11 protein-coding genes are annotated in these 15,492 nt (G+C 44.1%); 3 read left to right on the forward strand and 8 right to left on the reverse strand.

What is annotated here, in order from left to right; genetic code table 11:
• The first annotated feature begins 25 nt into the window (after positions 1-25).
• From L3V25_RS13450 to L3V25_RS13460, 3 genes are read left to right on the forward strand one after another with little or no spacing between them, the layout of a single operon-like run.
• Positions 26-1,666, forward strand: a complete 1,641-nt coding sequence (locus L3V25_RS13450; protein WP_237296026.1) for an iron ABC transporter permease — start codon at positions 26-28, stop codon at positions 1,664-1,666.
• On the forward strand, positions 1,667-2,746 hold the full coding sequence (locus L3V25_RS13455; protein ID WP_237296027.1) for an ABC transporter ATP-binding protein: 1,080 nt from the start codon (positions 1,667-1,669) through the stop codon (positions 2,744-2,746).
• 34 nt (positions 2,747-2,780) lie between these two features.
• Positions 2,781-3,119: a HopJ type III effector protein gene (locus L3V25_RS13460; RefSeq protein WP_237296028.1), complete on the forward strand. Its 339-nt coding sequence runs from the start codon at positions 2,781-2,783 to the stop codon at positions 3,117-3,119.
• 89 nt (positions 3,120-3,208) lie between these two features.
• On the opposite strand, the gene emrD is transcribed toward L3V25_RS13460, so the two are convergent.
• From emrD to L3V25_RS13500, 8 genes are all read right to left on the reverse strand, one after another.
• Positions 3,209-4,414: a multidrug efflux MFS transporter EmrD gene (gene emrD, locus L3V25_RS13465; protein WP_237296029.1), complete on the reverse strand. Its 1,206-nt coding sequence runs from the start codon at positions 4,412-4,414 to the stop codon at positions 3,209-3,211.
• Between the two features lie 243 nt (positions 4,415-4,657).
• Complete coding sequence (locus tag L3V25_RS13470) at positions 4,658-6,070, reverse strand: phosphoglucomutase/phosphomannomutase family protein (protein WP_237296030.1); 1,413 nt, start codon at positions 6,068-6,070, stop codon at positions 4,658-4,660.
• Positions 6,071-6,223: 153 nt separating this feature from the next.
• A complete protein-coding gene (locus L3V25_RS13475) occupies positions 6,224-8,629 on the reverse strand; it encodes an amylo-alpha-1,6-glucosidase (RefSeq protein WP_237296031.1) in 2,406 nt (801 codons plus the stop codon).
• A gap of 51 nt (positions 8,630-8,680) precedes the next feature.
• On the reverse strand, positions 8,681-10,600 hold the full coding sequence (locus L3V25_RS13480; RefSeq protein WP_237296032.1) for a family 20 glycosylhydrolase: 1,920 nt from the start codon (positions 10,598-10,600) through the stop codon (positions 8,681-8,683).
• Positions 10,601-10,634: 34 nt separating this feature from the next.
• A complete protein-coding gene (locus tag L3V25_RS13485; protein WP_237296033.1) occupies positions 10,635-11,531 on the reverse strand; it encodes an N-acetylglucosamine kinase in 897 nt (298 codons plus the stop codon).
• Positions 11,524-13,287 carry a glycoside hydrolase family 9 protein gene (locus L3V25_RS13490; RefSeq protein ID WP_237296034.1) on the reverse strand — a complete coding sequence of 588 codons (1,764 nt, stop codon included), beginning with the start codon at positions 13,285-13,287 and terminating at the stop codon, positions 11,524-11,526. Before L3V25_RS13490 ends, L3V25_RS13485 begins: the two co-directional genes overlap by 8 nt.
• Before the next feature lie 120 nt (positions 13,288-13,407).
• Positions 13,408-14,409, reverse strand: coding sequence for an ABC transporter ATP-binding protein (locus tag L3V25_RS13495; protein ID WP_192999617.1), 1,002 nt, complete (start codon positions 14,407-14,409; stop codon positions 13,408-13,410).
• An 83-nt stretch (positions 14,410-14,492) separates the two neighbouring features.
• Positions 14,493-15,491: an ABC transporter ATP-binding protein gene (locus L3V25_RS13500; RefSeq protein ID WP_089124852.1), complete on the reverse strand. Its 999-nt coding sequence runs from the start codon at positions 15,489-15,491 to the stop codon at positions 14,493-14,495.
• Position 15,492: the final 1 nt, after the last annotated feature.

Consider the following 15,492-nt stretch of genomic DNA (forward strand, 5'->3'; position numbering starts at 1 on the left):
TTTTTATAAGCGTTAAGTGGTCGCGATGAAGGAAAAGTATTTTAAGTGGAAGTTAGGAAGTTGGGCGGTGATGGGGTTACTCATCTTGCCTATTCTCGCGATTTTTTATACGGCTATCGGTGAAAGTGACGAACTTTTTTCACATCTATTTTCCACTGTTCTACCTACCTATACTTTAAATACCTTTTTATTGGTTGCGGGCACTATGTTGCTTGCTTTGCTGTTTGGTATTCCTAGCGCTTGGCTAATGGCGATGTGCAAACTTCCTGGGGAGAAAACACTGCAATGGGCTTTAGTTCTGCCCTTAGCAATGCCGGGTTATATTGTGGGTTATGTCTATACCGATTGGTTTGATTTTGCAGGCCCGATTCAAATTTGGCTAAGAAATACCTTCGAACTTACTCCGCAACAATATTGGTTTCCTGATCTTCGTACTTTACCCGGGGCAATGACGGTTTTAGCCTTGGTTCTTTACCCTTATATTTATTTATTGTCCCGTTCAGCTTTTATGGAGCAAAGCGGTTCATTACTACAATCTGCTCGATTATTAAAATGTACTCCTACACAAAGTTTCTTTCGTGTTTCATTGCCTTTGGCTAGGCCGGCGATTGCTGTAGGGCTTTCGCTTGTGGCAATGGAAACCTTAGGTGATTTTGGAACCGTCAATTATTTTGCTGTGAGTACGCTAACCACTGCGGTTTATGATACTTGGCTGGGGTATTCCAACCTTACGGCAGCCGCAAAAATCTCTTCCATTATGTTATTGGTCGTCGTGTTACTGCTTAGCGCTGAACGTTATAGTAGGCGCAAGCAAAAGCACTTCCAAGCTCAGTTTACTAGCCATGAAGATCACCGCTACCTATTGGTAGGCTGGAAGAAATGGCTAGCACTAATATGGTGTTGGGGATTGGTGTTAGGTGGTTTTTTATTACCGATTCTTCAACTAGCTTATTACAGCCTACATTACTTTTCAGATAGCTGGACAACCGAGTTTAAAGTTTACTCCTTAAATAGTTTAAAAGTCTCATTCAGCGTCGCGTTGGTTTGCGTGGTGATTGCACTTATTGTGAACTTTTATCATCGATTATCAGGGCAAGGCGGATATGTTTCAAAATCGGCGTTAATACCAATGCGGTTATCGTCATTAGGCTATGCAGTACCGGGAACTGTACTTGCCATTGGCATTATGGTGGCGGTATTAACGCTAGATCATAGTGTTAATGATGTGGCTAAATTTATGGATTGGGGAAGACCTGGGCTGATTTTCTCAGGCACTATGTTTGCGTTAGTGTTTGCATTGAGCGTTCGTTTTTCTGCTGTTGCTATCGGAAGCGTTGAAAGCGGTTTAGCAAAGGTGACACCTAGTTTAGATATGGCTGCTCGCACTATGGGGTGTAATTCTAGTCAGATGTTGCGCAGAGTTCATATTCCTTTAGTGATGAGAGGAACATTGATTGCGGGTTTATTGGTGTTTATCGAGTCAATGAAAGAGCTTAACGCCTCAATATTATTACGCCCTTTTAATTTTGAGACCTTGGCGACTTATGTTTATAACTATGTTTCAGACCAGCAATTAGAATTGGCAGCACTACCTGCAATCTTGTTAATTTTGGTAGGTTTACTGCCTTTAATTATTGTTAATCGTTCTTTAGAAAAGGTGCATTAAATGACCTCTCAACATCAAGCTGTAAAAGCAGAGTCTTTCGCATTAAAAATTGAAGGTTTGACGTGTCATTATCCCTCGCATACTCAACCTAAAATATCGACACCCGTTTTAGAGAACCTGAATTTATCGGTACAACAAGGGGAAATTGTTTGTTTGCTTGGTGCCAGTGGTTGTGGCAAAACCACCTTACTTAAAGCGATCGCGGGGCTGTTACCATTATCATCTGGGCAAATGAAATTAAATGATAATCTGATTGATGATGGCGAACATTGGGTAGCACCAGAACAACGTAATATCGGTTTAATTTTCCAAGACTACGCACTATTTCCCCATTTGACGGTTTCTGAAAATGTGGCTTTTGGTCTGCAAGACCATTCAAAATCACAACGAAGTACAATAGTCGAAAGTATGTTGGAGTTGGTTCATTTATCTGGGTTAGGTGAGCGTTATCCTCATCAGCTTTCTGGTGGCCAACAGCAGCGCGTTGCGATTGCACGTTCATTGGCTTATCAGCCAGACCTTTTATTATTGGATGAACCGTTTTCTAATATTGATACTCAAGTGCGCCATGAATTGATTCGCGATATTCGCCGTATCTTTAAGCAACAAGGGGTGACGGCGATTTTTGTTACTCATTCCCGCGAAGAAGCTTTTGCCTTTTCAGATAAAATGGCGGTTATGAACAATGGGGTTATTGAGCAATTTGGCAGTGCTGCTCAACTGTATTACCAACCTTCGAGTAAGTTTGTGGCGAACTTTTTAGGCGGCGGTTGTTATCTACCGGCGCAAAAACTGGCACCGAACCGGTTTGACACGGTACTAGGTGAGTTACAGGTAGTCAGTGTTGATTCGATAGCAGTAGGGCAAGGTTGTGAAATTTTATTAAGGCCGCAGCAAGTATTATTGCAATTGGATGAGAGTAGCGAGAATCGAGTGATTGAACAGCAATTTATGGGCGATCATTGTCGTTATGTGGTGGATGTACAAGGAGTGAAATTACTTGGTCAATCACATCATTTGCTCGAAGTAGGACAACATGTCTCGGTGACTGTCGATTGCGATGGTGCTTTGGTATTCTAGTTTTAAATTATTTGGATTTAAGGAGAAGATGAATATGGAATTAACGGAATTTTTGCATCAAGTGACCACAGAGCCGCTATCGGTAGAATTTGAGCAGACCATCGCTACGATTGATGCGAACTATCGCTTTACTCCAAGCGCCTTTATCAATGGTGAGGTAGAGAATGAAGCAGGGCAAAACAATGGCTCTTGTAAGATCTTTGCCTTTGCTCAAATGCATAATTTAACTCAAGCGCAAACTCTGGCTTGTTTTGGTAAGTTCTACCGTGAAGATGTTTTACAGCATCCGGAAAACGATGATCATCAAAATATTCGTAATTTTATTGAGCATGGTTGGGATGGCATAAAATTCTCATCGCCGGCGCTGAATTAATTACAACGGTTAATAAAAAGATAGATAAAGTAAAGCCGCGTAAGAATTGATTTCTTGCGCGGCTTCTTCGTGTATTCAGGATTTAGTTATTAGAGCGTGCTACCCAATACATCTGGCGGCATTGGTGTTTTATTGACTCTATGTAGGCCGATGACTGCCAGTAATGACATTGCAAGCATTAACGCCCCTAGTGGAAGCTGGTTTTGTGCTGGCATCATTGCAGCTAATAATGTTGCCATTCCCGCGCCGAAATTCTGTATGCCACCTAATAATGCTCCTGCCGTTCCTGCATGATGAGGAAATGGTGAAATAGCACCAGTTGTCGCTGCTGGAAATAACACACCAGCGCCTAAGAAGTAGATGGTTGCGCCACCCACTAAACTTACCGCGTTGGTGAAGCCAAATACTCCCGGAATAAATATTACCAATGAGCCAATAGCAATCGCGACCAAGCCGAAGTTAAGCGCTCGTTTTTCTGAATGGCGAGAAGCAATCCAGCTCGACATTGCCGCACCTAGCAAGTAGCCGGGAATCGGTACAATGAATAACAAACTTACCGTGGTTGCTGCCATTTTGAGCTTACCACCAAGTAGTACACCTGCCGCCGCTTCAAATAGTGCCACGCCAGCAAACGTCGCGACTAAGCATAATAAGTAACCTTGGAATTGGCGATTGCTCATTACATAACGGTAGCTAGTTGCCACTGAATCATAGCGACGTGATTCCTTCGGTAATGTTTCCGTCATGTGAGTGAACATAATAATGGTCACGCCAATGCTAAATAGGGCTAGGAACAAGTAGCTACTGCGCCAATTAAACGCTTCCGTTAAGTAGCCACCTAATAGCGGAGCCATTAATGGTGAAAACATCAGGCACATGCTGATCAAGCTATTGACCTTATGTAAGTCTTGCCCAGAAAAGCAATCGCGACTTAATGTTCTTGCCATCGCGCCGCCACAACCAATCCCCATACCTTGGATAAAACTTGCTACCAAGAATAAATGAAAGTTATGAGAAAATAGCGCCAAAATAGAGCCGGCAACGTAGATGACTAAGCCGACTAAAATAATAGGTCGGCGACCTAAGCGATCAGATAATGGCCCATAAATAAATTGCGATAATCCATAAGGAATTAAGTAGCAGGCCATCACCGCTTGCATTGAAGCTGCGGATACATGAAATTCATGTGCCATGTAACCCATTGATGGTACATACATGGTTTGCGTCATTTGGCCAACAGCCGCCAAAATGGCGATTAAGAAGGTTAGTTTGATTAAACTAAAAGGCGCAGACATCCATCTTCTCCACAAGAATAAAGATAAGTAAGGAAAGGGTAAAAGTGACCCTGAAATTGGCGTGGATATTAGAGCTAAACACTTTATTCAGCAATAAAAATGTGAGTAGATTCACAAGAAGAAAATCAATGTGATGGATTAGTTTTTTTAATGGGAATCGAGAAACGAAAAAAGAGACCGCAGCTCTCACCACGATCTCTTGCAAACCTAGGGACTAGAAACTCGTACCTAGCAACCTAGCTCCTATAACGCTAAGAACGCTTTCATCTGAGCAACAACACCTTCAGCCGTTTCTTTATCTTCCATTTCCGAGAAAATACGCAGTAGCGGCTCTGTACCTGAGAAGCGGGCGATCACCCAACCACCATTTTTAAAGTACACTTTTGCGCCATCGTCATAGCTGACTTTTTCGACTTCGTACTCAAACTCGGGCAATAGTTTTTCAACGTAGATCTTGTTGTACAGCACTTCTTTTTGCGCGGGTTTGAATGTGCAGTCACCTTCGGCGGTGTAGGCATAACCATAGCGAGCATAGATTTCATCCAGCATTTCCGACAACTTCTTGCCCGTTACACTGATAAGCTCCACCAATAGGCTTGAGGCAAATACGCCATCTTTACCTTTGATGTGGCCACGAATGGTTAAACCACCCGAGCTTTCACCACCAATTAGTGAATCATCAGCTTCCATTTGGCTACTGATGTGTTTAAAGCCTACAGGTACCTCAAAGCTCTTTTCACCGTGATCCGCAGCGATTTTATCGAGTAGGTGAGTGGTAGCAATGTTACGTACTACCGAGCCTTTCCAACCTTTGTATTCAAGTAGGTAGTAGTACAACAGCATCAAGACTTCATTTGGGTGGATGAAGTTACCTTTTTCATCAATAATGCCTAGGCGATCCGCATCTCCATCCGTACCAATACCGATGTCGTAACCTTCTGCTGCCACTAGGTGCTTAAGGCGATATAACGTTGCCGCACTAGGGGAAGGCATTAGACCCCCAAAGGACGGGTTTTCACCATCGTTGATCACGTCCACATCACAGCGGCCATTAATCAATACGGTTTGCAGAGCATTCTTCGCCACCCCAAACATAGGATCGATCAATACGCGTAAATTGGCTTTTTTGATGGCTTCGATATCAATAAAGTTGATCACGGAATCCACAAAGTCGTTCATTGGGTTAATGATTGCAATACGGCCAGATTCAAGCGCGTCTTCAAAATCGATGCGTTTAACATCGCGATCAGTGAGTACCGCAATTTGCGCTTCGATCTTTTGGGTGATCACTTCATCCGCATCACGGCCACCTTCAATAAATACCTTGATGCCGTTGTAATCGGCAGGGTTATGTGAGGCGGTAATACAAGCTGAATAAGTACAGCCCATTTTATTGCTTTGAAACATCACGATTGGCGTGGGTACAAAGCGATTGATAAAGCTAACCGTAATGCCATTAGCGGCTAAAACTTCAGCAAACCAAAGGGCGGCTTTATCTGATAAAAAGCGGCGGTCATAACCAATCACGAAGCCATTATCAACGACACTTTCTTTTTGCATGATATTAGCGACAGCCTGAGCAACCAGTCGCACGTTGGCTTGGGTGAATTCCTCACCTATAAAGGCGCGCCAACCGCCGGTTCCAAATTTGATCATTTTGATGTCCTTATAAAAGAGCCGAAGAGAACGGATACTCGTTTCTCGTGGCTCGACTAATTTTGCTTTGAAAATTCCATTCTTTTAAGTTTCTTCGAGACCCGAGACCCGAGACCCGAGACCCGAGACCCGAGACCCGTAACCTAGGGACTTTTATCCCATCACCACCACAACTTCATTAACACTACCCGCGGCTTGAGCAGGAATCGCACCGTCAATCGTTTCACCATTTAGCGTGATAGATTTGACGCCTTTACTGACGTTGTTAGGGTTTTCTACCTTGATGTTGAAAGTGGCATCACGCCATTGACGAGTGACTTCAAAGCCCGGCCAGTTAGTTGGAATACAAGGATCAATATTCAAACCATCAAAGCCTAGACGTACACCAAGAATAAAGTTGGTGACCGCAAAGTAAGCCCAACCTGAAGTACCGGTTAACCATGGGTGGTTGGCACGTCCGTGATCTTGGTGATCGCGGCCCATCACAAATTGCACGTAGGAGTATGGTTCAGCAATGCGCTTTTCAATCATGTCGTTTTGATTGTATGGGTTTAGTGCATCATAGAATTTCATCGCTTTATCACCACGGCCTAGTTTGGCCTCTGCTACCCATGCCCAAGGATTTGGATGCGAGAAGATTGCGCCGTTTTCTTTTACCCCTTGATAAACTCGGGTGACAAAACCTATGTCATCGTTTGGCGTTGCGAATGAAGGTGAATTGAGGTGTAGGCCGTACGGAGAGTACAAATGCTCATCCACTGAGTTCATGGCAATTTCGCCACGTTCTTGTGAAACTGCGCCAGATAATACTGCTAAGGTATTGGATTCAAGATGGATCTTACCTTCGGTTTGTTGGGCTGTACCGATCTTGTCGCCATCTTTGGTTAGGCCACGGATATACCAACCGCCTTCTTCATCCCATAGGTGAGTTTCACACGCCTGACGAACACCTTCTGCCATAGTGGTGTACTTGTCGACATCTTCCATTTTGCCAAGGTATTTAGCTAGATCGATAAATTCTTGTAGTGCCCAGTAGTGCAAGAAAGACACCATTGATGATTCACCACCGCCTAAGTTTAGGCAGTCGTTCCAGTCAGCGCGTAGGCCTTTACAAATACCGGTATTACCGACGTATTCTGCGGAGAAATCGAGCGCCGCTTTCATATGATCATACACAGAAGCATTGCCGCCATCGGCGTAAGGAATTTGCTCATCAAAGAAGGATTCTTCACCAGTCTCCATGACATATTTACAAATGGTTGGAACGAGCCATAAGTGATCGTCGGAACAGGTATCTTCAATGCCGTGGATCTTATCTTCATCACTTGGCGTTGGAACAACGGTTGGTGATTTCGATGGTTTGACATCGGCTTTTTCAGGATCAAACCAGTCAGGATCAAACAGGTGCAGACCGTAACCAGCTTTGACTTGGCCACGGAGTAGATCGACTAAGCGCTTGCGAGTCATTGCTGGGTTAGAGTGAGGCACTGAAATCGCATCTTGCGCGGTATCACGGTAACCAAGACCAGTACGGCCACCGACTTCGATAAAGGAAGCAAAGCGCGACCACACCACACAGGTTTCGGCTTGGTAAAGAGTCCATGCGTTAATCATGGTATCTAAGCCTTCATTAGGTGACTTCACTTGGAACTTGGCACAACGCTCATCCCAATGCGCTTTAATACCCGCAAATGCTGCATCAACGTTAGCGATATCTTGGTATTTAGCACGCAGTTTTTCGCCATTGTCTTTACCTATACCTAGGATGAAAGCAAAACGCACTTCTTCACCTGGCTGGATAACAAATTGCTTATGTAGAGAGCCACAATGGTTATAACAAGTTTGCGCTGAGTTAGAGCATTTACCTTGTTCAACCGCGATTGGGTTCGCTTCATCACGGTATAAGCCTAAGAAGCTATCGCGTTGACCGTCGTAAGAATCAGGGTCAAAAGTAGAGGCTAGGTAGTAGAAGCCTTCAAAATCATTGGTGTTGTAGTAAAGATCGTATTCGATCACACCTTCACGGTAAGAAGTGCCTGCCGAATATAAAGACATTTGGTGGTTTTGATTATCCGATTGAATATGGCTAAATGAGAACTCAACAAACGAGAAAGCACTGATGGTACGTGGTTTATCTGAAGTGTTTTTAATTACGACATCCCACACTTCCGCATCTTCTCCTTTCGGAATAAACAGAGTTTTAGTAGCGGTGATGCCGTTGTATTCACACTTGAATTTTGAGTAAGACAAGCCGTGGCGAACTTCGTAGTTGGCTTCATCTAGGCTCTTTGCCACTGGCTGCCATGAAATTGACCAGTAATCACCGGTTTCATCATCACGTAAATAAACGTAGTGCCCTGGGCGATCAAAGCTGGCATTAGGACGGAACTTGGTCACACGGTTATATTCTGGCGAGTTATAAAAAGAGTAGCCACCAGCATTGTGAGAAATCACCGTACAGAACTTTTCAGTCCCTAGGTAGTTGGTCCATGGCGCAGGTACGTCAGGGCGAGTGATGACATATTCACGATTGTCGTTATCGAAAAAACCGTATTTCATAATGTAGTCCTTACTTAAAAAATAAACCTTGGAAATGATGTTTCGTGCGTTTTATTGCCAAGGGCGAAAACGAATACCTTGGTGTGTCAAAGTGGGTAAGTGCCCATTGAGACGCGCTAAAAAATCTTCCCAGTTGCGGTGTTTCTTGTTTGTCCAACACGCCTCTGATAAAGCAAGCAGGCGAGGGAAAAGCATGTGATCAATGCGATCTTGGCTGTCGACGATTTCGCACCAAAGGCCACATTGAATTCCAAAGATATGTTGACGACGAGGATCGTCCTCAGCTAATTCTGATAAAGGTTCGTAGCTATAAGATTTTTCTAAAGGGGTAACGCCAGCCCAGTTAACTCCGAGTTCTTCGCAGTTATAGTCTTGAACGATATCGAGGTAGGTAAACTGCGCCGGTTGTAAGATCACATCAAAGCCGGTGCCAGCACATTCAACCGCCGCTTTTTCACTTTGCCATGAGCAAACGATGGTGTTTTTGCTGACTTTATCGCCGTGTTGCACTTCTTCCCAACCAATCATTCGCTTGCCTAGTGATTGCAGTTTATCTTCTGCATGACGCAATAAATGGCCTTGTAAATCTTTAGCATTGGAGTATCCATGCTGTTGCATTAACGCTTGGCATTTAGGGCTTTCAGTCCAAACGCCTTCCGGAACTTCATCGGCACCGATATGAACTAAAGGCGCAGGGAATAGTTGCGCGACTTCTTCGAGCACGGTGTCGATAAAGGTGTAAGTGCCTTCAAGCGCCGGAGAGAGAATATTGTCGGTATAGTATTGAATACTGCGATATTGCGATTGATCATCGGGATCAACCAGCAGTTCCGGTAATGATTTAATCGCTGCGCGACAGTGACCCGGAATATCAATTTCAGGGATCACGATAATGTTACGCTCTGCCGCATATTGAACTATCTCGCGGATCTCTTGTTGCGAATAAAACCCGCCATGCTTGCCTGCTAGATTGGAATATTGCGGATCGATTGGGGTATCAATACCGCGCCATGCGCCAATGTCGGTTAATTGTGGAAAGGCTTTAATTTCAATACGCCAACCTTCATCATCGGTTAAATGCCAATGAAAAACGTTGAATTTTAATTGTGCTAATTGATTAATTAGGCGCTTAACCGTATCGACACCATGGAAGTGGCGAGCACAGTCCAGCATCATGCCGCGGTGAGAAAATCGCGGTTTATCTTCAATTAATACACAAGGTAATGATGGCTGGTTATTATGGACTTGATGACTTATCCATTGCCAAAGTGAAGCACAGCCATGCATAAATCCACTGGATGAATTGGCTTCCAAAATAATTTGCTTTGGCTGAATTTCTAACTTGTATTCGCCATCCGTTAAATTAGGCGACACCACAAAACATAAGTTACCTTGATTACTCATCTTGATGGTGGAATCTAAAATTTGGCTCAGCTCTCCCGCAAGCCATGTTAAGGCACTTTTTGCTTGATTGGTGTGCGATTGAAAGACCAAGCTTTGGCTTAAATCAAACTGACCATCCATAGGTTTTAAGCTTTGTGGCTGCGGAATGATGCCTTGATAGTTAGCGGCAATGGTTGGCAGTGACGTTCGTTGTTTACTGGCCGACTTTAAGGCGACAGGAGTGACCGCTACCGCCAAAGATTGCGGTTTATTTGAAATGTTAGTTTGGAGAAACGCATCATCAAAACCATCATCAAGCAATTGAAAAGGTGAGGTATGGCAACCAAACTCTACATAATAATGCGCATTGGCGGCTAAGGTATGATGTTGGTTTGGCACAAAGCGGCAAAAGCTACCAGTTTGACTGATGCTACCTTGCGTTAAGCTAGTCGGTTGAATATAACGACGAAAGCTGACATTTAATGCCCAGTCATGTAGATCGTTATCACTAAGGTTATGAAGCGTTAAACCAAAACGTGCGTAATTCTCTTGTTCTTCAAGAACAGCAAGGTCAATTCGATAATCCATTTTCTCACCTTTTGAGGCGTAATCGGTTGTCATTTTATTTATCAGCGAATAGCGGATTAAATAAGTTGTGTTTAGGTTGGCGAGCCATCATTAGAGCGCCTTCCATTGCATCGCTTTTGGCTGGCACTAAATACTCGGTGATTGCTGGCGAAAGCCAAGGTTGGATTCGTTCAGCAATGCCTCCCATCAAGGCAATCTGTTTTGCGCCCTTGTTTACTAGTGCGTTGAGGTACATTTCAATATCTTGCGCAGTTTGAGTGAGCAAGCTTGCGGCAAATTCATCACCTTGATTAGCACAGGTAAATATTTTCGGTGAGAACTGGCCGTAATCACATGGACGAGCGGTTTTAGACCAAGTGACGATGGCATCAATATCATGATCAAAATGACTCATAACAAGCTCTGTGATAGGGCTAGCAGGGTAGATGCCATCTTGAACCAGTAGGCTGTGTTGAATTAGCCTAAGTCCCATAATCGCGCCCCCGCCTAAATCAGAGATTGGAAATTCACGCCCACCGACCACATGTTGCTTCCCTTTAGCTAATAAAATGCCGCAAGATCCAGTGCCGGCAATCATGATTGCGCCATCTTGTCCTTGATGCGCCCCTAGGCAAGCACCATAAGCATCGGTATTGAGTACTACGCTAGCAAAAGGATGTGGCAGAGACATAAATTGCTGCCAGGCACTTTCTTGTTCAGCTGCCGCTAGAGCAAGCCCTAGATGCATGCGAGAAAAGTCTTGTTGGGATAAGCCAGCTTGTTGAGCGGCCTGATTGATCGCTTCAATGATGGCAGCCATGGCAACCTCAACACCTAACAAGATATTGGCGCTACCGCTTTTGCCTTCACCAAGTAATGCTCCATGGCTATCACGAATTCGTGCGCGACATGAGGTGCCACCACCATCAATACCGACCAATAAATCACTCATGGTTGCTCTCCGCTGCTGATCCTGTTACCGCATATTGTTGCGAGATGATCGCCAATAAATACCATGCGCCATGTGGGATCCATTGCTCACCCCAACGCCAGTTTTGCAGCATGTCATCTTTTTGTGGTTCAGGATTAAATGCGATATCGGCTTCATCATCAAAACCTGCGGTGATGCCATTGCATACGCCGCCTTTGGCATTAAAGAAGCCGAGTTCTGGTAGGTAGTCAGGGTTGTTGTGGCCGTGTCCATCAAGCATGCACATATCGTATGGGTTCAAGCCTAAAATCCAATCGAGCGCGGATTGAGCGTAGCTTTGTAATTGGTTTTTCAATTGTGGATCTTGCAGATAAGGCTGCACCAAATTAGCCATGGCAGAAAGCGAACCAAGTCGTGCATTTTCGCCTTGCCACCAATAGCCAGATTCATTGTTATGCGCAATAAAAAAGGCGTCACGTTTGTCACTATCAACCGCTTTTACATATTGGCGAGGGTAGCCAAATGGATTCGCTACTTGCTGGCTAATGGTGAGCTCAAAGCGCACCGCATTTTCAATTACCGATAAAGTGGTTTGACGTAGTGCTTGATCGTTTTCAATCGCTAAGTATTCAGTGAGAGCAATCGTCGGTAATCCGGCTTCTGCAGAATGAAAGTAAGGTCTTGAGCCGTCTTGATTGGCTGACCAAAAGTGATCGAAGTTCTCATCAGAGGTTTGACGCAACATTAATGCTTGCGACCAGCGACGTGCTTCCGATAAATAAAATGCATCTTGAGTACTACGATATAGCTCAACACTGGCGAGTAGGGCGCAATATTCATCAATAATGTTTTCAACGCCATCGTTGAGGTATTGGGTATTGTACTCAATTAAATGTTGATAACCTTTGAGCGCACAATCTAGGTAGGTTTGTTGGCTGTATTCACCGCTTTCTTCTAATTGAGATGCTGCTGCTAATGCTGCAATCGCGATGCCGCCACCTTGACGAAATCCCGCTTGGTAATCACTGCCTTTATGACCTTCTTGCGTTTCATAAGCGCAAATTTCACGTTGAGCGGTATCTTTACTCCACTTATCAAAAACAGTCATATAGAAGAAGCCTTGTTGGCTTTGCATGCGAACTAAAAAGTCTGCGCCAAATAATGCTTCTTCGATTAAACGAACTTGAGAAAATAACGCAAAGTCATCGTGATCTTTTGCAAGATGTAAGCCTTTCAGCATATTCCACACTACCATCGGAATTTGCTGTGGATTTAAATAATTAGCATAAGAAAGGTGACTTAAATATTTGCTGACATCGCCAGAGGCGTCATACCAACCGCCATGTACATCGACGGTTTGCGGTTCTGATTGATCTGAGCTCAATATTGGCGCGTTGCGATCTTGCTTATCAAACTTTCCACCGCAGCGCTGAGATTTAAAGTAGTGAAGGAGATCAGAAAAAGTACGCTGCATTAAAAGATCATTTTTGATCTCAAAGCTGTGAGATTGAATCGAGTCAATAGAAAGGCAGTAGCGGCCAGCTTTAGAAAAGCGAGAAAAGTCGATCTGAGCAAAATCGCCATGATGCCAACGATCCACTTTCCCCACAAAAGTAACTGGAAATTCTTCCTCTACTTGCTGAGTATCAATATTGATTAATTGGGCAATGAGAGGGCGAGCTGGTGTATTGGTTGCTGTATTAAAATCTGAGGCAAGTACTACCGCATTTTTGCTGCTAAAGCATGAGTAACCAATATGGTTAGTGAGAATTTGCATATCTGCTTCAAGCCTCCTGCCTATAGCCCAGAATTGTAAAGGCATAGACAACGTTCAAATAGTTTGTTGGCATACCAACCTGAGTAAAGAGGTCAGGTTGGTATGCGGGTAAATCGAGGATTAATCCTCAAATAGGTAACAGCGAACAAAGTGGTTTTCTGCTAACTGAGTGACACCAGGCATTTTCTCGCGACATTTGTCGGTCGCGTGTAAACAACGTCCGGCAAATGGGCAGCCAAGGGAATCCGGCGTCCAAAGAGGAATTTCCCCTTTATTACCTTTCAGTTTTTCATGGATCGATTTTTTAGGATCCGGAACCGCAGAAACGAGCAGTTGTGTATAAGGGTGTTGAGGATCGTGAATGATTTCATCGGTATCACCCCATTCCACCATGTGGCCGACATACATCACTGACAGATCTTCGGCAATATAACGAGCGGTGGCGATATCGTGCGTGATGTACAGAAGTGACATCTGCTTATCAAACTTCATTTCTTCCATCAGGTTAAGTACCCCTGCGCGGATAGAAACATCGAGCATAGACGTTGGCTCATCGGCTAGTACGACTTCGGCACCCACCGCGATATTACGCGCTAAGTTAACCCGTTGACGTTGACCCCCTGAAAGCTGGTGGGGGAATTTTGCCGCTGTTTCTTTTGGCGGGTTAAGACCTACTTGCTCTAGCAGTTCATAGACTCTTTCTTGCAACTCTTTCTTATTGCTGCTTTTCACTTTGTTATGAATGATCAGCGGGCGCGCAATATGGTGAAAGATATTGTGAGTTGGGTTTAATGAACCAAATGGGTCTTGCCATACCATTTGTACGCCTTCACGGTAATGCATGAGATCTTGGCGTTTAGTGATATCGAGAATATCGCGGCCTTTATATTCAATCGTACCGGCCGTTGGGGCGTACATTTTGGCAATCATTTTGGCAGTGGTGGATTTACCCGAACCGGATTCGCCCACTACGGCTAAGCCACGGCTTTTGTACATTTTGAATGATACGTCGTTAATCGCTCGCATCATTGGCTGTTTCAATGAATTACTGGTGATCGGGAAGTCTTTAACTAAGTTCTTCCCTTCAATGAGTAATTTTCCGTATTTATCTGATGAGCTCATAATTGTCTCCAGCTTCTCGCTAATTCTTGTTTTACTGGCCGTTAGTGACGACTAAACGATATGTTGATTTCTATCTCGTTTAATTAAACTTTCGCCTGAACAATCGGCTCACCATATAAATGGCAGTTTGATAATCGACCCGGTTCTATTTGACGTAACTGAGTTGGAACATGACGACAAGTGTCATGAACACGCTCACAACGCGCTTGGAAACGACAACCTTCAGGGATCTCTAACAGGTTAAGAGGGTTACCGGGAATGCCGGTTAACTTCGTCTTAGGTCCAGTTAATGGTGGGAAAGATGATCCCAACCCTTTGGTGTAAGGGTGATACGGTGATTCTAAAATTTCTTTAGAAGGCGCAACCTCAATCAATTCACCTGAGTACATAATCCCAATGCGATCTGAGAACTCAACCATCAACGATAAGTCATGGGTAATGAATAAGATCGAGAAACCAAACTCTTCTTTTAACGCATAGATTTTCTGTAAGATTTCACGTTGAACCACAACATCCAGTGCGGTTGTTGGTTCATCCATGATGATCATTTTAGGGTTAAGGGCTAATGCAATCGCAATTACGAGTCGTTGACGCATACCACCAGAGAATTGGTGAGGGTAGTCACCTAGACGATCTGGGTGAATATCAACAATTTCGAGTAGGCCGGCAGCACGCTTACGAGCTTGATCACGAGTCATATTGGTATGACGCATGATGACATCACAAAACTGCTCTTCCATTGGTAGTACAGGGTTTAATGCATTCATGGCACTTTGGAATACCATTGACATCTCACTCCAACGGAAGCTCTGAATGCGTTGTTCGCTGTACTTTAAGATGTTCTCACCGTTGAAGATCACTTCACCACCGGTAATAAATGCTGGCGGCTTATGTAGGCGCATTAGTGAGAAAGCAACGGTGGATTTACCACAGCCTGATTCTCCTGCTAGGCCAAAGACTTCACCCGGTGCGATATCAAAGCTTACGTTATTTACCGCACGGACATCGCCAGCATCAGTGATGTAGTCAACACATAAATTGCGAATCGAAATCAGCGGTTCTTGTTTATTAGTCGTTGTCATA

The sequence above is a fragment of the Vibrio sp. CK2-1 genome (genome assembly GCF_021726515.1).
Lineage (GTDB): Bacteria > Pseudomonadota > Gammaproteobacteria > Enterobacterales > Vibrionaceae > Vibrio.